The sequence below is a fragment of the Psittacicella hinzii genome (assembly GCF_003585935.1).
GTDB classification, from domain to species: Bacteria; Pseudomonadota; Gammaproteobacteria; order Enterobacterales; family Psittacicellaceae; genus Psittacicella; species Psittacicella hinzii.
The window spans coordinates 1-21,270 of record NZ_NRJG01000146.1 but is presented as its reverse complement, the minus strand read 5'-3'; the positions used below and the strand labels follow the sequence as shown (position 1 = coordinate 21,270).

Genomic DNA, 21,270 nt, shown 5'->3' with positions numbered 1-21,270 from the left:
AGTTTACACTTCATAACCTTACAAGCTACTCAAGTTTAAATTAGTAAAAGATACTGGCGTAAATAATTATTGCTTAAGCTAAAGAAGATTTTAAGCCTAATTATCGCTAACTATTGCCACTATTAAACTAATACTAATTTTAGGCAAAACTGTAAAAATTTAAAAGTTAGAGCTTAACTTATGCTAAAATATGCAACGAAATAAATAGAGAATTTTCCTTAATTTTAGCTTTGCTGAAAATTTAAATCACTATAATTTTCTTGATAAATTTGTGAAACTCTTTTTATTTTACTATCGCATTAAGTTTCACTGTGAAGTCGCTTAATGCCCGGATTATATAAATACGAACTCTATTGTTGTTACGATTAGCGTCAAAGTAATTACTTACGCTATTCAACCAAGAATAACATACTCTAGTCATCTATGGAGTTCAACATCTTTTCTTATTTAGACTTCTGCTAATAATTTGGAGAGCATTATAATGTCTGAGATTAGAAGACGCCGTACGAAAATTGTTTGTACAATGGGTCCATCAACTGATGCTGGTGATAACTTAGAAAAAATCATCGCAGCAGGTGCTAACGTAGTTCGTATGAATTTTAGCCACGGTTCACCTGAAGAACACATTGAACGTGCTGAACGTGTTCGCTCAATTGCAAAAAAATTAGGACGTGAAGTTGCTATTCTAGGTGACTTACAAGGACCCAAAATCCGAGTGTCTACTTTCAAAGATGACAAAAAAATCCACTTAAATGTTGGTGACAAATTTATTCTTGACTCAACTTTAGGTCGTGGCGAAGGTACACAAGAAGCAGTTGGTATTGACTATAAAGAATTACCAAAAGACGTAGTACCAGGTGATATCCTTTTATTAAACGACGGTTATGTACAATTAGTAGTAGATGCTACTGACGGTATCCGTGTACAATGTACGACTATCGTTGCTGGTCCATTATCTAACAATAAAGGAATCAACAAAAAAGGTGGTGGTTTAACTGCTCCAGCATTAACTGCTAAAGACCGTGAAGACATTAAATTAGCGGCTCGTATTGGTGTTGAATACTTAGCGGTATCATTCCCACGTACAGGTGCTGACTTAGATTTAGCACGTAGCCTAGCTGAAGAAGCTGGTTTATATGCGAAAATCGTTGCTAAAGTAGAACGTGCTGAAGCTGTAGCTACAGTTGAAGCTATGGACGACGTGATTCGTGCTTCTGACGTAATCATGGTTGCGCGTGGTGACTTAGCGGTTGAAATCGGTGATGCAGAATTACCAGCTGTACAAAAATTACTAATCGAACGTTGTCGTGCACACGGTAAAGTAATCATTACTGCTACCCAAATGATGGAATCAATGATCAAAAACCCATTCCCAACACGTGCAGAAGTTATGGACGTGGCGAATGCGATCATTGACGGTACTGACGCAGTGATGACTTCAGCTGAAACAGCTGCAGGTGATTACCCAGCAGAAACAGTTCGTACAATGGTAGAAGTTGCTTTAGGTGCGGAAAAATTACCTTCAGTTTCAACTACACACGTAATTGAAAGCGAATTCACTTCAATCGAAGAGTCTATTGCGATTTCAGCTGCTCACTTAGGTAACCACTTACCAGGTGTTAAAGGTATCATTACTATGACTACTTCAGGTCGTACAGCATTATTAACATCTCGTGTAAACTCTTCATTACCAATTTACGCTTTATCTAAAAACCAAACTGTATTACGTACATGTGCTTTATACCGTGGTGTTTACCCTTACTTCTTTGATGGTAACACTCGTTCAAACGAAGGTATTCGTACAGCAATTAATATGTTACGTGATAAAGGCTTATTCAGCAAAGGTGATAAAGTTATCGTAACTTCAGGTGATGCTGAAACTTTAGGTTCTACAAACTGCGCTCGCGTATTAATCGTAGACTAATTAAGAATTACAATTTACTCCAAACAAAAAAATAGACCTTTAACGAGGTCTATTTTTTTATGCTTTATTTTAGGCTAAATCTTCAGTTGCTTTTGTTTTAGCTAGTGACGTTCACAAAGTGGTATTTCGCTGCTTTGTTAATCTTAATCGATAAAGATTCTGGTAAGAGCTCAAGCATTTCAATATAGCTTGGATCATCGGCTAGAATATCTTGATATGTCATCACATACTGTCCTGCTATAGCAGCATATAAAAGTACTGATGATTGAATGCCATGGAACATAATTTGTTTTTCGGCATTAGCAAATGCTTCTTGATCTAAGCTTACATGATTAGGAATTTCTTGAGCGACTAAGCCTAAATTATTAACTTGTTCTAAGATTTGTTGACGTACTTCTTGAGAGCTGGCTGGGTGGAATTTATACTGCACATATTTAATCCCTTGGTCATACACGCGCTTAAAAATTTCCACTTGTGATTTAACAAAGTTATCCTCTGCAATAAATTTCCCTTTTTCAGCTTCTAAGACTACTACATTTATATAGTGAGCAATATCGGCAGGGTCTTTTACTCGTGCTTGATATTCTTTATCATTAGCCAGTTGCGGATTGGTTAATAATTGCTCTTGTTGGTGCTTAATTAAATAAGATTGGTATTCAGGATTTTTTAGTGAACTAATATCAAGTAATACTTTTTCTACATTTACAAGAGAATCGTAATAAGGTAAGAGCCAGAAAGCTTCGTCACTTAGAGCATAACACTTTTTAATTTTACTCTCGCTTTCTTCTTCAGCAAGTAAGTAACTATAGTAAGTATTACGTTGTTCAATGCCTGTTTTATCGAGCGCAAAAATCGGAGTTTTCTCTTCTTCAAGGAACGATTCACTATACATATAGTTTACATAGTGTAAAGTACCTTCTTCGATTAGATTAACTTCTACACACTCTGGAGATTTTACTAAGGCATAAACCATATCAATGGTTAAGTGTGCGACATAAAGTGAAAACTCGCGCGTAGTGCGTATACGTTCAATGCTCCCACCATAACTTAGCTCTGATAATACTTGAGCATCTTCTCCGGTGATTAACGTTTGTACCGCTTGAATCACCGCACGCTCTAAAAGAATATATCCCCAACGTTGCGTAATAAATTTACCACGCTCATGGCTAGTTAACCAATAGTTATCCACAAAGAGAATTTGTTGATCGGGAACAAGACCTTTTACTAAATCGTAAGCGTTTTCACGAATAATTAAATATACATCTTCACGTGGCAGATTAGCTTGTTCGATGGTTAATTTGGTAGTTACGGCTGTAATTGGACTGTGCACAAAGAAAATATGAGCACGAGGTAAAGTTGGTTTAGTCATAATATACAACGCAAGATTCTGATTAGCTATTTTTGCCTATAGAATACCACATAAAGGCGGCACATACCTAAATATGAGCCATAAAAAAGACATTAGAGATTATCTAATGTCTTTTTTATTTACTTATGCTGGAGTGTTAGCAGCTTTATGGTTTACACGTTTTTGACAAACGGTATATAAATAATAGCTTAACACTACTAACAAACTAAAAATACCCATTACCATAAGCATGGTATAGCCACGATATGGATCTATACGTTGGGCAATAGCAGTAACTACTCCTGGTAAAATCCAACGAGAAATATTTACTAAACTCGAAGCTGTACCTGAATGACGATAGTGCATTTCTAGATAAAGAGCAATCGCATTTAAGAAGATTAACGGACTTGCTGACATTCCTAACATAATGCCAAACAGAATACCGTAAAAACCTATACCAAATGCTGGAGCAATAACGTTAAATAGACCAGCCATTAATGTCCACCCCATGCCGATTAAGAGTAATTTTTGCGGCGATAAGTATTTAACCATTTTAGTGTTAAAAATGTTAAATAGACTTTGAGTCACAATATTAATCATAAATAGGTAAGGGAACACTTGTTCACTAATGCCGTAGAATTTTTGGAATACGCCTGATGCCATAGATACGTATGCAAAGATTACACACGAAGAAGATGACATAAGCATAATTAACCAAAATGAACGACCATCAGCAATAATGCCCCCCATAGTTTTAAACGTATGTTTAAAATCAATTTTACGTTTAAACGCTGGGTTAATCGTTTCAGGAATTAACTTCATGAACAGAGCTAAACATACTAAGCTTAAAGCTCCAATACTATAGAAAATATAGTGCCATGAACTTAAAACTGCGATATATGAACCAATTAATGGCGCTAAGAATGGCGCAGCAAAGAAGATTAAAGTAATAATCCCGTTAATGCGCACAAAGTCTACGGTTTCATAGATATCACGCAAGATCGAGGTAGAAGTAACAATAATGGCAGCACAGAAAAAGCCTTGAATAAAGCGTAAGGTATACAGAGCCATTAAGTCATCAATATTAGCAATAATTGCAGACGAAACCGCTAAGAGCGCATAAGCAACACAAGTAATACCTTTACGTCCAATGGCATCAGCTAAAGGACCAAACAGCAATTGCCCTAAGGCGATCCCTATAAAGTAAATGGATAAAGAAAACTCAATATCACTTAAACCTACTTGATACTCATTTGCCATTTTAGGAAATGCACTTAAGTACATGTCAATACAAAATGGTAAGAGCATCGAGCTTAAGGAGAAAGTTAGAATTACTAACCATTGTCCAGGTAGCTTACTTTGAATATATTTTTTATGCTGGTGATCTAGTTGTTCAATATTATCTTTAGGAGATAAAACATGACTAACTTCTTTTAGATCAGGATCTTGTGCTTTATTATGCCCTTGATAACTTTGAGCAGCTGATAATGAATCAGCAAACTCATGATATTCTTGGAGTTTTTTCTCCATTAGCTCACGACGTTGTTGATTAATAGTTTCAACATTCGTTTGCGCTAGTAATTCTGCCATTTTTTGGCGAATTTGTTCAGAGCTTAAAATTGTTTGTTGGTAGTTATTTGTCATAAATAATTATTCTGCTATTTAAAAAAGCTTTGTAATTATACCTAAAATTATGAGAAGTAAGAAAAAATATTTGCAACAAAGAAAGCCAAAAAGGTCTCCCTTTCTGGCTTAAATAGAAAATTTAGTCATTGGTACGTGGAAATTTAGTACGACGCTCTTGAACAGCAGCCGCAAGAGTTGCTAATAACTCTTCAGTAGTTTCCCAACTTACACAACCATCGGTAATAGATTTACCATACTCTAAAGAATTAATATTGTCTTCAGTTAAATCTTGACGACCTTCTTTTAAGTGTGATTCAATCATTACCCCATTAATATGGTATGAACCATTTTTAATTTGGTTTGCAATATCAGCACAGACAATACTTTGACGACGGTAATCTTTTGATGAGTTGGCGTGTGAACAGTCAACCATTACCGCAGGAGTAAATGGAGTTTTTTCTAACTCATTTACCACTTTTTGTACAGACTCGGCATCATAGTTAGTACCGTTCGAACCACCACGTAAAATTACGTGTACGTCGTGGTTACCAGTTGTCTCAATAATTGCCACTTGCCCAAACTTAGTAATACCTAAAAACGTGTGTGGGTAAGACGCTGATACCATGGCATCAACCGCAACTTGTACTGAACCTGTAGTCGCATTTTTAAAGCCAATTGGGCATGATAAACCTGAAGCTAATTCACGGTGTAATTGTGATTCAGTAGTACGTGCACCAATAGCACCCCAAGACATTAAGTCAGCAATATACTGTGGTGACATTGTATCTAAAAACTCACCAGCTGTAGGTACACCTAATTCATTAATGTCTACAAGGATTTTACGACCTAAAGCAATACCATCATTAATTTGATAAGTATTGTTTAAATAAGGGTCATTAATTAAACCTTTCCAACCAACTGTAGTTCTTGGTTTTTCAAAGTATACACGCATTACAATACATAAAGTATCGCGATACTTCTCAATTTCGGTTTTTAAGCGTTTAGCGTATTCTTCGGCAGCTTTAACATCGTGAATCGAACATGGTCCAATAATTACTAATAGACGATCATCTTTACCATGCAGGATGTTTGCTACTTCAATACGTGTCTTAGCTACGCGATCAACTCCTTCTTTAGAAAGAGGGAATCTTTCAATAATTGATACAGGTGATAACATATCACGAATTTTCTTAACTCGGATATTATCGTTAGTAAAATTTAAATCACCTTTTTTTGAAATTGTTGCAGTTGACATAGATAAAAAATACCTCTAAGACAGAGGTTTAACTCATATATTAGTTAATACAAGCTTTATATACAATAAAGCACCTCAAACTTCGAGGCACTACAATTACGACACTTATATTTTAACAAATAAAGCAAGCCTTTGCTAACTTTTACAAAATCTTGGTTTGGCAAAATTAGCAAAGGCTGCAATTAGGGATAAGATAAAAATTAATCGTGAGTTGATTATCAAGAAAAGCAATGACACTAAACTCAACGGAACTAATTACTTGCTAGACTGTCAAACTAGTTGATAGTCTATCTAACTTAAGCAATTACTGCTCATTAGCTTGTAAAATCGATAATAGCTTATCCATTTTTTTCAGTTGGTTCTCTTGACTCTTTTCTTCACGGCGTTCTGGAGTTAGCTCTTGATGATCGATTACTTCTTCAGGTAACTCATTAATAAAGCGTGAGACTACTAACTCGGTTGAGCCGCCACCTGAACTTTTTTTACTTACCGAGTAATTTAAAGTTAACTCTCTTTGCGCTCGTGTAATACCTACGTACATCAGACGACGTTCTTCTTCTATATTACCTTCTTCGATCGAGGTTTTATGAGGAATACTATTTTCTTCACAACCAATTATATGTACGTAAGGGAACTCTAATCCTTTAGAAGCATGAATCGTCATTAACTGCACAAATTCTTCAGAATGCTCTTTAGCTTGATTTGCTGACATTTCACGTAAGAATAAACGTTGTACAACTTCGTTAAGCGTCATCGGATCACCATAAGCATCTGACATCCAACGACGAATCATATCTAAGAGAATTGAGATATTTTGTAGTTGCGCTTCGACTTCTTTTTTATTTTCCGTTTGCTCGTATAAGAAATCTTGATACTCTAGTTCGTCAAAAAAGCGTTTGAGGACGAAAAAGTCATTTGTTTCATGCACTTGTTCAGCTGTATGGAAAATTAAATCCATAAAGTTCTGCAGTTGTTGCAGCGCTCGCCCTTGAATACGACTTAATAAGTCTTCGTGTAGACAAGCGTCCATAAAACTACAGTTATATTTTTTTGCAACCTCACCAATTTCGACAACCGTTTTACTACCGATTTCCCGACGCGGCACATTAATAATGCGCATTAAAGCTTTATCGTCATCAAAGTTACATAGTAAACGTAAATAAGCAATGTAATCCTTGATTTCACTTTTTTCAAAAAACGAAGCATCACCATTAATCGCTACAGGAATTTCGTTTTTCTCAAACTCTTTTTCTAGTAAGCGAGACTGGTGATTACCACGATAAAGTACAGCATAGTCACCGTAATTAGTATTGTGATTAACTTTATGCTCAATAATGCTTTCTACGACTGCATAAGCTTCTTCTTCAGGAGATTCATGAGCTATAACTTTAATCAAATCCCCTTTACCATGTACCGATTTTAACGACTTATGATATATATGTGGATTATTAGCAATCAACTCATTAGCTGCGGTCAGAATATTTTCGGTCGAACGATAGTTTTGTTCAAGGAAAATTACTTGCAGATTAGGAAAATCTTCTTGTAGACGATTTAGGTTTTCCGGTTGTGCTCCACGCCAAGAGTAGATAGATTGGTCATCATCACCTACGACTGTAAAGTTTGGATCATCACCCACTAACAGTTTTACAAACTCATATTGGCTGGTATTAGTATCTTGATACTCGTCTACGAGCAGATATTTTACTCGTTTATTATATTTAGCTCTAACTTTATCGTTATGACGTAATAAAGTTGTAGGTAATAAAATTAAATCATCAAAATCCAAAGTAGAAATACTTTGCATATACTGAAAATAATAGTGATAAAGTTTGCAATAGTATTTATAGTTCTGGATATAGTCTGGATTTTTTGTAAAATCTAAAGGATTTGATGGCATATCTCCAGGTAAGAGTAATTTATTCTTAGCTAAAGAAATAAAGTTTTGTACTGAAGTTATTTGCTCATCAATGTTTTCTTTTATTTCTGAATGCAATACCAGATCACGTAGTAATACTCGTTGATCGTGCGTATCAGCAAGAATTACTTTTTCTTTTAAACGTAATAACTTATATTCACGTTTAACAAAGTCTAGTCCTAGAGTGTGGAAAGTGCTTATATTAACTTTGCTCTTAGTTTTAAGATCAGCTCTTAACCTTTCACGCATCTCTGCTGCCGCCTTATTCGTAAAGGTTACGGCATAGATATTTTTATCCGGAACTCCATGGGCAATAAGGTTTTTAATCTTATTAATAATTACCCTGGTTTTACCTGAACCAGCGCCGGCAATAACGAGGCATGGACCGGTTATTGTATCAACGGCTTGCTGTTGTTGTGGGTTTAACTGCATAGTTTTTAATAATAAATAATTAAAAAACTTATAGAAAATTGAGTTTAAGTAGGCAACTATTGTAGCAAAAAATCCTAATTCATCTCCGGCTTTTAAACATAAATTTCTTTAACTTTAGGAAAGTTAAGCGCTTTCAAAATTAACAAGTTCGCAAGCGCCTCATATTACCTAACTGCCGAAGTGTGAATAAATAAAACCTTGATTAATGTTAACTTTTTGCTTTACCTAAAACTAAGCACTACCGATTTAAAGTGAAATTAATCCCCAGAAACATCTGGGGATTAGCTTTTTATTTTTTCTTGTTTGGATTGTACACAAACTTGTGGAAACTTTGATCTTGAGTATTTTTACTAACCACTTGTTCTGCTTGCGACATATCTTCTTGATTACGAGTTAAACTCTTTTGGGTTAGATATTTTTCAGCATTAGTAGCTAGTTTACTTCTACCAAGATTTAGTTCAAGAATTTCATCACGAATTAATTTACGAGCATCAACGACAATTTGTTCTTTGTCTTTAGCTTTATTAGCTTGTGATGCTAATACGTGACGTAATTCTTCTTCACTCATTAAGTCATATTGTAAATTTAGCTCTTCTTCAGGTGTAGTAGCTAAATTTGCAGTATTTGACTGCATGGTGTTAACTTTATTTCCTTGTTCCTCACTAAAGTCAAAATCAATAGCATTTAAGTCTAAATCAGTAGATGATTTACTGTTTTGTTCTTTAATTGCTTGAGCGATTTCTTTTTCGAGATTTTGTTTAGCAGCAAGTGTTCGTAAATTAGGATGTCTTACTAACTGACTATTAATAATAATGGTGGTTAACTCTGGTTGCGTTTGTGCTGCTTCTTGGTGTTTAGCACCTTCTAAACGCAGAGCTCCTAAAGTACGGTTATTACGCTTATCAATAATTTTGAAAAAGCTTGACTCGCTATTAACTTTAATTTTTTCTTGCACGCGAGGATTTAGTTTATTACGTAAAAGCTCGGCTGAAGGTTTTTCTTCGAGTAATGGATTACTCTCTTTAAGTTGTAAGAAATACTTACGATCTTCAGAAGAAGCTAAATTACGTGCAAAGTCTTTAATTTCCACCAAATGTAGATGTTCAACTGCTTCAGGAATTAAAGCTAAGTTACCACACACTTCGATTTTAATTCTACCCTGTGGTTTATTTCCATCTTTATCTAAGGTAGTTAAATTAATTTCTTTTAAAGAGTGTGATTTAGCTTTAGCCGCTAAAGTGCTGTTCGGTACTTCAGAGGTTGAGTCTGAAGTTGGTTCAACAGGATCTACATAAGCAACAGGATCAGCTTGCGTAGGTTGATTAGTTGAATCTACAACCTGAGCTGTATCTTCTTGTGCATTTACTTCATCTACATTCTCAACAAGCTTATCAGCTTTTGTTGCTTGGGTAGTTTCTAGCTTGGAAACAGCTTGCTCTTCTAAAGTACTTACTTGTTCTTTAGTGTAATGCAATAGATCTTCTAAAACCGAAACCTGATTATCTGCTTCTTGAGTAATAATTTGTGCCTGCTCTTCATCGCTCGTAAAATCAAAAGTCATTAAATCAATGTCTTGATGAGGATTAGTTAATGAAGATAAAGTTGTTACTTGTTGCTCATGTTCATTACTTGTAGTATTAAATGAAGTAATAACAAGATCTGGCATTTCAGTAGTTGCAACTGATTGACCAATACCATAAGCATTATTCGTAACAATTTGTTCCGCTTTATTACGCCAAGAATCTTTTGGAGCAGCAGTCATGTTAGAAGTACTACCTAGGGTAAATTCACTATTTATAACCGTAGAACTCTCTTTAGGCTGTTCTTGAGTAGTCTCTGTTTGCTTGTTCTCAGCTTGCTCTGTAGCAACTAGCTCAACAGCTTGTTCTTCAAGCGCATAAGATTGTGCTTCAGACACTTCAGCACTAACTTCAGCATTACTATTAGTAAATACAGAGGTTGCTTGGGCAGGAGTAATTAGATCTTGCGCAACTGTATTTTGTGCATTTGACTCTTGTGCTGTCTCCTCTTGAACTTTTGATTCTTCAGCTACAACTGAAGTAGCTTCTTCTTGGTTTGCTAGTTCTTGAGCAGCTTCTGCCTGTTGGCTTACAAGTTCTTGAGTAGCTTCAACTTGCTGGTTAGCAATTTCTTGAGTTGATTCTGCTTGTTGGCTCGCAAGTTCTTGAGCAGCTTCTACTTGTTGCTTTTCTAACTCCAGTGCTACTTCTACTTGCTGATTAGCAACTTGAGAAGTTTCTTGTATTTCAGAAGCTGTATATTTTACTTCTTTATCTTTAAATGCTGTTTGCGCTTGATGTTGTTCAATACTATCAGCTTCATTATTTACAGCAGCAATTACTTTATCCTCTAAAGAATTAGCCGTAAGAATTGCTGAAGCTTGATTTTTAACATTTTTACTAAGCGTAATATTTAGATTCTCTAAAGCTGATCTAGATGCACGACTTTTAGCTGCACGAGTTTTGATTTTATTTTTACGGCTATTAGCTTTAGAATTATTGTTAACTACAGTTTCAGCACTTGAACTAAGAGTATTCGACTCGTCAGTATTTTGAGCATTCTGTGCATTAGACTTATCAAGCTCTTGTTCATTTTCTGCACCTACTTTTGCTTTATCTGCAATTTGCGCTTGAGTTTGGTTAGCTATATCTTCTGTAGTTAATACGCCATCAACTTCTACTAATTCTTTTGTAGTTTCAATCCCTTGTTGTAAGGCTGTACTTTCAACTATTTGATTAGTTACATCACTAGTTAAGATCGATGGTTGAATTTCTGTATTATCACCAGAATTAACCACTTGTGCTACTTGCTCAATGTAACGTAAATGCCCAAATCTAAAACCAGTAAGGTAAAGAATAGCTAAATATACAATCCCTCCAATAATGCCATAGGCTGCAAGACTTAGAATTTTCTCAATAATTCCTAAGTGCATCCATACCATATAACTTTGTGGTAGGAACAGTAAAGTTGCTCCTAGAGCAATACCAGCTAACACTACACGTAGTAAAGTTAGCCACGCTTGTTTACTAAAACTATAAAACTTATTCTTAACTAGTAAAGCATAAATAATCACGGCATTAAGTAATGCAGAGATTGAAGTTGATAATGCTAAGAACCAGAAGTTAATGTGTAGAGCAACTAAATTTAAAACAATATTTACACCAATAGTAAATAAGCTTACATACATTGGTGTTTTCGTATTCTCATGCGCGTAAAAACCGTTTAACAGAGTTTTAGTTAACATTGAAGGTAAGGTTGCTAAACTAAAACAAATTAACGCGGTATTAGTCATTACTAAATCATTAAGAGTAAAACGACCGTGGAAAAATAGAATATCGATAATAAAACGACCAAGAAATACTAGATATAAAGTTGCAGGGATAGCAATGATAAAAATCATTTTCACCCCCCAATCCATAGCATTTCTAAAAGCTAAACGATTTTCGGCTGTATTATCTTTTTGATAAGCTTTAACTTTACGTGATAGAGTTGGCAGCAAAATAGTTGCTATTGCCACGCCAAAAATCCCTAAGGGTAATTCTAATAAACGCTCTGCATAGTAAAGCCAACTCATACTACCAGCAATAAAAAATGAAGCCACAATAGTATTTACTAGCATATTAAGCTGTGAACCTGAAGCTCCAATTAAGGCAGGCACCATGTTTTTAAACATTTGTTTTAAGCCTGGAGTAATTTTCAGGCTTGGCATTACTAAAAAGCCTATTTTATAGAGGTAAGGAATTTGAATTAAGAGCTGACAAGCTCCACCGATAAATACCCCTAAAGCAAGAGCTAGATTAACATCTATACCTAGATAGCCAGGTAAAATTAAGGCACTGGCTATTAAACTAATATTTAAAATTGCTGGTGTAAATGAGAATAACCATACTTTTCCTATTACATTTAATACTGCTCCACTTAAGGCGACTAAAGAAATAAAGAAAAGATAAGGGAAAGTTATTTTCAGTAAGAACGAGGCATATGCATACTTATCACTACCTGAGCTCAAGCAATCTTGATACCAACCGTTAGCTAAAGCCATAGTAATGTAACCACTACCTAGCACCCCGATAACCGTAATTGCAAGCGTAATTACTGATAGCCAACCCATGGCACTAGCAATTAATGAACGCATTTGTTCTTTACTTTCATCTTGATATTTCGCCAAAATAGGAATAAAAGCCTGAGAAAAAGATCCCTCAGCAAATAAGCGACGAAACAGATTCGGAATACGCTGTGCAAAGACAAAAATATCCGAAGCCGATCCAAGTAAATTGGCGGTTACCATGTCACGTATAAAACCAAGAATACGTGAAAATAAAGTAAAGCAAGAAAATATGAGTCCTGATTTTAGTAGATTATTAACTTTTTTCATATGCGTAAATGCTAATTACCACGTTCTGAATTACCACATCCGTTAAGTAATTCCAGAATAATTGTTAAAGCTAACTAGAAGATAAATTTTAACAAGGTTAAACCTACATTATACCGTAATTTCTCCTATTTTAGGATACTGCACACATTACTAAATGCCTTAAACCTTTATCCTTGCCTTACAAAGATCATGGTTGGTTATTTGGCAAATACCTTTCATTTCCCTCGCATACAAGCCTTATATTTTCTTTCCTCTTAAGTTTTACTTAAAGTCGTAAATTATTTTATGCCTACCAAAAGAGTGTCTCGTGACATAAATTTGAAATAAGCCCATGCTTTTTCCATGATTTTTCGATAAAATACTTTTATAGGGATAGATATACTTCGTTTTGCGATAGATATAGTATTTATTCTTTTCACTCTTTTTGCTCGTTTTACTTTAAAAGGAATAATTATGACTGAAAGACCTGAAAGCTACTTAAAGGATTTACTTTCTCACGGTAAAGTAGTACTTCGTCTAATTGATAAGTACAAAAAAGAAAACGGTGATTTACCAGAAAAAGTTGAACAAACTGTAACTAAGGTAAAAGATCTAGTTAATGAGTTCAGCGAACAAGTTAAAAGTGGTAAAACTCTTGAAGACTTAGATGGTTTAGATAAAAAATTAATTGCACAGCTTGACGAACTAGCTAATCAAACGCGTAATAAACTATTTAAATTTGCTCAAGACCTCGAAGCTGATGACAATACAGATAAAGATATTAATGCTCCGGTAATTAGTAAGCATTCAGTTGGCTTTAATAATTTCTGGCAAAGACGCCTTGATAACCTACCGCAAAGTTATCTGAAAAAAGTGTGGGATTTTTATCAAGTAAAAGCACGTCACACTTTCACAATTTGTGGTTACGAAACTCGTAAAGACTTTTTCTTATTTTTACTCTTTACGATTGTGTTCGGCTTTATCTTTAGATTTTTCTTCGAAACAGGTTTTATCGCAGGAACAGTTAATAATTTAATCCTGCTATTAATCCTATTCCCATTTAATGCGATTTTTGCACGAAGAATCTTTAGTTTCTTTGGCAAGAAAGTAATTAGCCAGATTGTTTTCTTCTATTTAGTATTTAACACCATTTTACAGTTCTTCCTTGATTTATTTGATTCACAAGTTTTCTCAGCAACCTTTGCTGCAGTATATCAAGCAACAGTTACTAATAATTCTCTTTACCTCTTACTTCCAATTTTATTAGTAATTAACCTAATCATTATGATTGTGTTAGGTATTCTTGTGGCAGTTTTACCTCCAAAAGATAAAGAAAAAGTGATTGCTGCGGTTAAAAACAATGGTTTTGGCGCTAAAGCAACAACAAGCACTAAAGTAGAAAGCTCTCCTAAAGCTGAAGAAAAAGCAACAAGAAAAGAAGAGCAAGAAATCTCTACAACTAGCGAAAAACAAGAAGAAGCTAAAGCTAAAGTTGAAGATCAAGCACAAAAAGAACAAGCAGCAACTGACAAACAAGAAACGAGCGCTGCTAAGTCTGAAAATGTTGTTAGTCTTGAAAAACAAAAACCACAAAATGAAGAAAAAGTAGATGAATCTACTACGCAAGAAGCGGCAAAAGACGAACAAGCAGACAAAAGTGAACAAGCTGCTAAATAGCAAGTTCAATACTTAAATAGGTGAGAACTCCTCCTATAAGACATACAATTTTCTCAATAAATTTATTCGGAAAACCGATAATAATTTTAGCCATAACTAGAATATTTACTCTTCTGGTTATGGCTTTTTGTTTATTTGTTTAGTTGGTAATTGACTGCTAATTGTAATTATTCGCAACTTTTAGGCTAGGTAACACTTGCTATTTGATATTTTTCTATCATTTTTATCCTCTTTAATATATAATAAGAAGACACAAAGCAAACCAAACCATTTTGAGGTCTTTTACAATGGCTAACATTAAGCTTTTTGCTGGTAATGCTTCAAAAGAACTAGCAGAAAAAGTTTCTAAACGCCTATATACTAAAATCGCAGAAGCAACTGTAGATAAATTTAGTGATGGTGAAGTACATGTACAGATTAATGAAAATGTGCGTGGCGATGAAGTATTTTTAATTCAATCAACTTGCTCTCCATCTAATGATAATTTAATGGAAGTGCTTTGTATGGTAGATGCATTACGTCGTGCGTCAGCTGGACGTATTACCGCAGTAATGCCATACTTTGGTTATGCACGTCAAGATCGTCGTGTACGTTCACAACGTGTACCAATTACAGCACGTTTAGTATCAGACTTACTACAAGTTGCTGGTGTAGACCGTGTATTAACTGTTGATTTACACGCTGAACAAATCCAAGGATTTTTCGATATTCCTGTAGATAACATTTATGCTACAGATTTATTAGTAGATCATTTACACAATACTTCAGACCTCCAAAATCCAATTGTAGTTTCACCGGATATTGGTGGGGTGGTACGTGCACGTGCAATGGCGCGTTTATATAACGATTCAGAAATCGCTATTATTGACAAACGTCGTCCAGCTCCAAATGTATCACAAGTAATGAACGTTATTGGTGATGTAAAAGATCGTGACTGTATCTTAATCGACGATATTATTGATACAGGTGGTACTTTAGTAAATGCTGCTAAAGCACTTAAAGATCGTGGTGCAAGACGTGTATTTGCTTATGCGTCACACGGTATTTTCAGTGGTAACGCAGTAGAAAAATTATCATCTGATTTATTAGAAAAAATCGTTGTTACAGACTCAATTCCTTTAAGTAAAGAAGTTGCGGCTTTAGGTAAAGTTGAAGTATTAAGTTTAGCTACAACTTTAGCAGAAGCTATCCGTCGTATTAACAACGAAGAAAGCGTTTCAGAAATGTTCTCTTCTTTAAGCTAAGATAGTTAGAAGAGTAAAATACCTTAAAAAGAGTCACTATGTTAGGCATAGTGGCTTTTTTGTTATTTTGAAAAAACTGAGCTATCTCGAGTAAAACTTGCAAATGCTGATTTTTTATCTTTGTAGGTTAGGCAAAAATGGTATAATAATCGCAATCCGACCTCAATAGACTGTAGGTTAGATAATGTTTTTACTTAAAATTTAGTTTAATCTTTTCGGGTATTTACCCCCTTTAACCCATGACACAAAGTTTTAAATTAGCGGGTACTCCTTTAAGTCGTATTCAAGATGCGGTTAAAGCCCTACAAGAAAACCGTGGAGTACTTATTTTAGATGACGAGAATCGTGAAAACGAAGGCGATTTAATTTTTGCTGCCGAACATATTACTGTCCCACAAATGGCTGAACTTATTCGTTACGGTAGTGGTATTGTTTGTTTATGTATTGATGCGCAATTAGCACAACGCTTAGAACTACCTTACATGGTAGATAACAATACTTCTGTGAATAAAACAGCCTTCACCGTAACTATTGAAGCGGCGCAAGGTGTTAGTACTGGTGTAAGTGCAGCCGACCGTGTAACAACGGTTAAGGCGGCAGTTAAACCAGGTGCAGTTGCGGCTGATCTTCATCGTCCGGGTCATATGTTCCCTTTAATTGCTAATCCTCAAGGGGTATTAGGCAGACGTGGACATACTGAAGCTTCAATTGATATTTGTAAAATTGCGCAACGTGGTAACTATGGTGTAATTTGTGAAATTACCAATGATGATGGTACTATGGCACGAGCTCCAGAAATCGTTGCTTTCGGAGCTAAATTTAATTACCCTGTAATTACTATTGATGATTTAACTTGGTACTTAGAGAACTATGGTTATCAAACCCCAAGTCTTTAAGCATTTACTCGTTTTATAGAGATAAAAAAAGAGAGGCATTGCCTCTCTTTTTTTATCTCTATGATCTTATTTAGTACCGAAAATTTTATCTCCGGCATCACCTAAACCTGGAATAATATAACCATGGCTATTTAAATGATCATCAATTGATGCGCAGTATAACTCAACATCAGGGTGTGCTTGCTCTAAAGCTTTAATCCCTTCTGGAGCTGCTACTAATACGATACATTTAATTGATGTACAACCCTTGCTTTTTAATAAACTAATAGTCTCAATTAAAGAACCACCTGTTGCTAACATAGGGTCAACAATAATTGCTAGACGTTCATTAATATCACCAGCTAATTTTGAGAAATAAGGTACTGGTTTAAGAGTTTCTTCGTCACGGTAAATACCTACTACTGAAATACGCGCTGATGGGATGTGCTCTAAAACACCATCCATCATACCTAAACCTGCACGTAAAATAGGTACTACAGTTACTTTTTTACCTTTAATACGCTCAATTTCAACAGGACCGTTCCAGCCGTCAATAGTTACTTTTTCTAGTTCAAGATCTTTTGTGGCTTCATAAGTTAATAATGATCCTACTTCGCGGGTTAAAGTACGGAATTCAATTGTACTAATATCTTTAGCACGCATTAAACCTAATTTATGTTGTACTAAAGGATGCTTAACTTCTAATACTTGCATGACGCCTTACCTAGTTTAAGAAAAATGTACTATAGTTTATTATAGCAAATAAAAACTATAGATGGAGAAAAATAGCATCATGAGTCACACTTTCGCACCTATTTATCTATAAAAATAGCGATTAGTATAACTTTGGTTTAAGAAACTAGTATAATAGTATTACTAAATTTAGCTCTGCCTAAATATAGAAGATGTCAAGATAGGCCTGTATTTTTAAGACTTAACTTCGACTTTTTAGAATTTTTAATTTTCTCTAATCTTGAAGTCAGGCAAACTATTGCCATTTAAGACTTTATTGCACTTAATTTGTTGATAATAAGGATTGTATATGACACATCCGATTTTTAAAGGTAGCATTGTAGCTATTATTACTCCTTTAACTGAACAAGGCCAAGTTGACTACTCAAGTTTAAAAAACTTAGTTGACTATCATGTAGAATCAGGTACTGATGCCATCGTAGTATGTGGCACTACCGGTGAAACTGTAACTTTAAGTGAAGAAGAAGCATTAGAAGTTACCCAAAAAGTAGTAGAGTATGCAAATAAACGTATCCCAGTAATTGCTGGTACAGGTTCAAATAGCACGGCTAAGGCTATTGCCTATACACAAAAAGTTGAAAAACTTGGCGTTGATGCATGCTTATCAGTAGTTCCTTACTACAATAAACCTAGTCAAGAAGGAATTTATCAACACTTTAAAGCTATCGCAGACGCAACTAAACTGCCTGTAATTCTGTACAATGTACCAGGACGCACTGTAGTTTCTATGTCTGTAGATACAGTAGTACGCTTAGCACAATTAGATAATGTGATTGGTATTAAAGATGCTGATCCAGACTTACACCGTGTAGGACAAATTGTTAGCCGTACTAAAGACTCTAACTTCTTCCATTTATCAGGTGAAGATGGTACAGCTTTAGATGCTATTGCTATGGGATCTAATGGGGTAATTTCAGTATCAGCTAACGTGATGGCTAAACCATGGGCTGAAATTGTTCACACTGCTTTAGAAGGTAATTATCTTAAAGCTTTAGAAATGGAGCAACAATATGCTGAAGTACATAAAGTATTATTCGTTGAACCAAACCCAACTCCAGCTAAATGGGCGGCTTGGAAATTAGGTTTAATTGCTAGCCCAGCACAAAGATTACCTTTAGTAGCTTTATCTCCAGCAGGACAAGAAAAAGTTACGCAAGTATTTACTGCTGCTAAATTACTAAAATAAATTATTTAGTCATTATTTAGTCATTACAACAAGTGTTATAGACTAGACATTTGTTAATTCATTTCTAGTAAGTAAATCGATATCGATTAATTAACCTAGATAAACTAAGAGCGACCTTAATGGTCGCTCTTTTGCAATTTATGGTTCGTAACGAACAATATCTAGACGATATAAACGTAAAACTTTTACGAAAATAAAGTGAATTAAACTTGCTGAAGCAATTGGAATAATTACATAAGCTAAGATAATTCTTAAGATAGCTCCACCAGCCTGACCTGCAGAAGCAAAGGCGTCATAAGCTGCTATCGGTCCAATTAAACCTGAATAACCGAAACCTGCACTAAATGAAGTCCCTTTAATTTCTAAGAAGTAACCGCTTAAGCCAGTAATCGCACCTGTTAAAGCTAAAGGTAACACTAGGATCGGATAGCGGAATAAGTTACCCACCATCATTTTTACAATTCCTAAACCAATGGTTAGAGAAATACCTGGTTTATTCACAAATAATGAACCAATTAATAAGCTAATCATTGTACCGGTAATACCTAAATTAGCTACCCCAGAGTTAACTGGGTTAATTTGGATTGCTAGAGCTACCACAACAGTCGATACTGGCGAAACAATAATTAAAGCAAAAATTGCCCCGATAAATACGGCCATCATTACTGGATTTAAGGTAGTTAAATATTCTACTAATTCAGCTAGTGAAGTAGTGATTAAGCTTACTCCAGGTAAGACAAATACTTGTCCAATGCAACCTAAAAATACGCCAATAATCGGTAAACAAATTAATTCAAGCGAACGGAATACATTACCTAATTTAACAAACAGAAACGCTGCTAAACCAGCCATTAAAATCGCATTTACTAAGTCACCTAAACCTTTAAGTGTTGGCACGACTACCGGATTACCGTCTTGAGTGTAATAAGTAGTAAAGGCTAAAGCACCTGATGATAAAAAAGCTACTATTGCAATCGAAACGTTCTTAATTGGGTTTTGTCCTAAAAACAGACCTACTAAAAACCCTACTAAAGCAGAAGCTAAAAACTGCGTCGCTGTACAAAATTGGACAAATGTACCGATCCAAGGATAATCTTGAGCAAGAGGTTTCAGTAAAGTTCCAATAATTGAAGTTGGGATTAACGCAATAACAATCCCCAACCCACCAGCATTTAGGGTTTTAATAACATAACCTTTAACCGACATAAAGTCTTCCTAACATAAACTCTAAAAAATACAAAGTGCCACAGTACTAAATGCCCAAAATCCAAAGAATAATCGACCATTTTGTACAAAAGCGGATTAATTTTAAGTATACACTAAATTAATGTAGATACCAAGTAATAGTATCTAAATTTATCTAAACAAGAAAAACCACAACTAAGACTGAAAATATCTGTCTTAGCTGTGGTTTTAAAATTAAAACAATCCTAATTGAGAAGAATTAGTTTTTATCAACAAAAAGCTGCGCTAAACCTTTAGTTTTTAATTGTTCAAGCAGATTTAAGTTCTCTACATATTGTTTATCAGCTTCAATATATTCTTTTAATTCATCAATCGAAGCAAATTTTAGTTCTGGACGCACAAACTCAACAGGAATTACTTTGAGTTTTTTGCCATAAAGATCGCCACTAAAATTATAAATATAGGTTTCGACTACCCAATGAGCTTGATCATCGGTAACCGTAGGTTTAAAACCTATATTGCTGACACCGGCATAATAGGTTGGATCTTGCTCAATTTGCACTAAACATGCGTATACACCATGTAAAGGAGAAAGTTTACGATTAATTGGCATATTAGCTGTAGGAGAGTTTAATTTACGAGCTAATTGCATACCTGCTTCAACTTTTCCAACAAAAGCAAAAGGTTGAGCTAAAAGTTTATTAGCACTAGCTAATTTATTCTCTTTTAAAAACAGGCGGATTAAGGTAGAAGAGACACGTTGCTCACTTGCGTCACTCGTTTTAATGGTATCAATTAAATCTACTTGGTAATTATATTGAGGAGCTAATTGCTCAAGTAATTTAAATGATCCTTGGCGATTTTTACCAAAGTGGAAATCATCACCGATAAAGATCGTATGCACTTGCATACTTTGGCAAATTTTTGCCACAAAATCTTGCGCCTGGGTATTAGCTAATTCTTGATTAAAATCTAATACGAGCACGTTATCAACTAATTGATGTTGGCTTAAAGCTTGCAATTTATCTTCTAAGGTAAAAATGCGGGGCACACTATTGGCAAATACTTCAAGCGGTTGCGGTTCGAAGAGTACAAGTAAGGTTTGTCCATTACCTGCAGCTGCACGTCGATCTAATTCAGCAAGAATCGCTTGATGTCCAAGATGCACTCCATCAAAATTACCAATAGTTAAATATACCTGTTGCAACTTAGCTGCCGCAATCTCGGTAAAAGAATGAAATACTCGCATGGTTTATTTATATTTTACTAACTAGTTATACTTGTAACTAGTTCAGGTTCGATCTATTTTTGCTAAAAATTATAGCATAAACCACAAGTTTATATTTAGACTATGCCTTAACGAGCATAGTCTTTAAATTGACTTTTATGCTTGTGAACCTAGTTTAATTAGATGAATATGGTAAAATACCCCTATATCTTTTATTCGTAATTTACTGTAAATAAGAAGAATAAAA

13 protein-coding genes are annotated in these 21,270 nt (G+C 34.9%); 5 read left to right on the top strand and 8 right to left on the bottom strand.

Features of this window, described 5'->3' with window-relative positions:
• The first annotated feature begins 481 nt into the window (after positions 1 to 481).
• The gene (gene pyk, locus CKF58_RS06985) at positions 482 to 1,924 is read left to right on the top strand and encodes a pyruvate kinase (RefSeq protein ID WP_119532348.1); all 1,443 of its coding nucleotides are present in this window, start codon (positions 482 to 484) and stop codon (positions 1,922 to 1,924) included.
• A gap of 97 nt (positions 1,925 to 2,021) precedes the next feature.
• Here the strand turns inward: pyk and CKF58_RS06980 are convergent, their stop codons facing one another.
• The 5 genes from CKF58_RS06980 to murJ all read right to left on the bottom strand — a co-directional run bounded on the left by CKF58_RS06980 (position 2,022) and on the right by murJ (position 12,896).
• Positions 2,022 to 3,293: a polysialyltransferase family glycosyltransferase gene (locus CKF58_RS06980; RefSeq protein ID WP_119532346.1), complete on the bottom strand. Its 1,272-nt coding sequence runs from the start codon at positions 3,291 to 3,293 to the stop codon at positions 2,022 to 2,024.
• A gap of 123 nt (positions 3,294 to 3,416) precedes the next feature.
• A complete protein-coding gene (locus tag CKF58_RS06975; RefSeq protein WP_119532344.1) occupies positions 3,417 to 4,916 on the bottom strand; it encodes a Bcr/CflA family efflux MFS transporter in 1,500 nt (499 codons plus the stop codon).
• A 121-nt stretch (positions 4,917 to 5,037) separates the two neighbouring features.
• A complete protein-coding gene (locus CKF58_RS06970) occupies positions 5,038 to 6,153 on the bottom strand; it encodes a 3-deoxy-7-phosphoheptulonate synthase (protein WP_119532342.1) in 1,116 nt (371 codons plus the stop codon).
• A gap of 304 nt (positions 6,154 to 6,457) precedes the next feature.
• Positions 6,458 to 8,500 carry a UvrD-helicase domain-containing protein gene (locus tag CKF58_RS06965; protein WP_119532340.1) on the bottom strand — a complete coding sequence of 681 codons (2,043 nt, stop codon included), beginning with the start codon at positions 8,498 to 8,500 and terminating at the stop codon, positions 6,458 to 6,460.
• Positions 8,501 to 8,789: 289 nt separating this feature from the next.
• On the bottom strand, positions 8,790 to 12,896 hold the full coding sequence (gene murJ / locus CKF58_RS06960; RefSeq protein ID WP_119532338.1) for a murein biosynthesis integral membrane protein MurJ: 4,107 nt from the start codon (positions 12,894 to 12,896) through the stop codon (positions 8,790 to 8,792).
• A gap of 453 nt (positions 12,897 to 13,349) precedes the next feature.
• Between murJ and CKF58_RS06955 the strand changes: the two genes are divergently transcribed.
• The 3 genes from CKF58_RS06955 (at position 13,350) to ribB (ending at position 16,692) form a co-directional block, all read left to right on the top strand.
• On the top strand, positions 13,350 to 14,552 hold the full coding sequence (locus tag CKF58_RS06955) for a hypothetical protein (RefSeq protein WP_119532336.1): 1,203 nt from the start codon (positions 13,350 to 13,352) through the stop codon (positions 14,550 to 14,552).
• A gap of 287 nt (positions 14,553 to 14,839) precedes the next feature.
• On the top strand, positions 14,840 to 15,796 hold the full coding sequence (locus CKF58_RS06950; RefSeq protein WP_119532334.1) for a ribose-phosphate pyrophosphokinase: 957 nt from the start codon (positions 14,840 to 14,842) through the stop codon (positions 15,794 to 15,796).
• A gap of 239 nt (positions 15,797 to 16,035) precedes the next feature.
• Positions 16,036 to 16,692 (top strand): 3,4-dihydroxy-2-butanone-4-phosphate synthase, encoded by a 657-nt coding sequence (gene ribB / locus CKF58_RS06945; RefSeq protein WP_119532332.1) that lies wholly within the window; start codon positions 16,036 to 16,038, stop codon positions 16,690 to 16,692.
• A 66-nt stretch (positions 16,693 to 16,758) separates the two neighbouring features.
• Here the strand turns inward: ribB and upp are convergent, their stop codons facing one another.
• Positions 16,759 to 17,385: a uracil phosphoribosyltransferase gene (gene upp / locus CKF58_RS06940; protein WP_119532330.1), complete on the bottom strand. Its 627-nt coding sequence runs from the start codon at positions 17,383 to 17,385 to the stop codon at positions 16,759 to 16,761.
• A gap of 322 nt (positions 17,386 to 17,707) precedes the next feature.
• Here upp and dapA point away from each other — a divergent pair, with 322 nt between their 5' ends.
• On the top strand, positions 17,708 to 18,610 hold the full coding sequence (gene dapA / locus CKF58_RS06935; protein WP_119532328.1) for a 4-hydroxy-tetrahydrodipicolinate synthase: 903 nt from the start codon (positions 17,708 to 17,710) through the stop codon (positions 18,608 to 18,610).
• A 138-nt stretch (positions 18,611 to 18,748) separates the two neighbouring features.
• Here the strand turns inward: dapA and CKF58_RS06930 are convergent, their stop codons facing one another.
• Both CKF58_RS06930 and ribF read right to left on the bottom strand, forming a co-directional pair.
• Positions 18,749 to 19,816, bottom strand: a complete 1,068-nt coding sequence (locus tag CKF58_RS06930; protein WP_119532326.1) for a PTS sugar transporter subunit IIC — start codon at positions 19,814 to 19,816, stop codon at positions 18,749 to 18,751.
• Between the two features lie 238 nt (positions 19,817 to 20,054).
• Positions 20,055 to 21,044: a riboflavin biosynthesis protein RibF gene (gene ribF / locus CKF58_RS06925; protein ID WP_119532324.1), complete on the bottom strand. Its 990-nt coding sequence runs from the start codon at positions 21,042 to 21,044 to the stop codon at positions 20,055 to 20,057.
• Positions 21,045 to 21,270 lie beyond the last annotated feature (226 nt).

Excerpts from the sequence above, each read along its gene's own strand:
- pyk (WP_119532348.1), top strand. The coding sequence starts at position 482 with ATGTCTGAGATTAGAAGACGCCGTACGAAAATTGTTTGTACAATGGGT.
- CKF58_RS06980 (WP_119532346.1), bottom strand. The coding sequence starts at position 3,293 with ATGACTAAACCAACTTTACCTCGTGCTCATATTTTCTTTGTGCACAGT.
- CKF58_RS06975 (WP_119532344.1), bottom strand. The coding sequence starts at position 4,916 with ATGACAAATAACTACCAACAAACAATTTTAAGCTCTGAACAAATTCGC.
- CKF58_RS06970 (WP_119532342.1), bottom strand. The coding sequence starts at position 6,153 with ATGTCAACTGCAACAATTTCAAAAAAAGGTGATTTAAATTTTACTAAC.
- CKF58_RS06965 (WP_119532340.1), bottom strand. The coding sequence starts at position 8,500 with ATGCAGTTAAACCCACAACAACAGCAAGCCGTTGATACAATAACCGGT.
- murJ (WP_119532338.1), bottom strand. The coding sequence starts at position 12,896 with ATGAAAAAAGTTAATAATCTACTAAAATCAGGACTCATATTTTCTTGC.
- CKF58_RS06955 (WP_119532336.1), top strand. The coding sequence starts at position 13,350 with ATGACTGAAAGACCTGAAAGCTACTTAAAGGATTTACTTTCTCACGGT.
- CKF58_RS06950 (WP_119532334.1), top strand. The coding sequence starts at position 14,840 with ATGGCTAACATTAAGCTTTTTGCTGGTAATGCTTCAAAAGAACTAGCA.
- ribB (WP_119532332.1), top strand. The coding sequence starts at position 16,036 with ATGACACAAAGTTTTAAATTAGCGGGTACTCCTTTAAGTCGTATTCAA.
- upp (WP_119532330.1), bottom strand. The coding sequence starts at position 17,385 with ATGCAAGTATTAGAAGTTAAGCATCCTTTAGTACAACATAAATTAGGT.
- CKF58_RS06930 (WP_119532326.1), bottom strand. The coding sequence starts at position 19,816 with ATGTCGGTTAAAGGTTATGTTATTAAAACCCTAAATGCTGGTGGGTTG.
- ribF (WP_119532324.1), bottom strand. The coding sequence starts at position 21,044 with ATGCGAGTATTTCATTCTTTTACCGAGATTGCGGCAGCTAAGTTGCAA.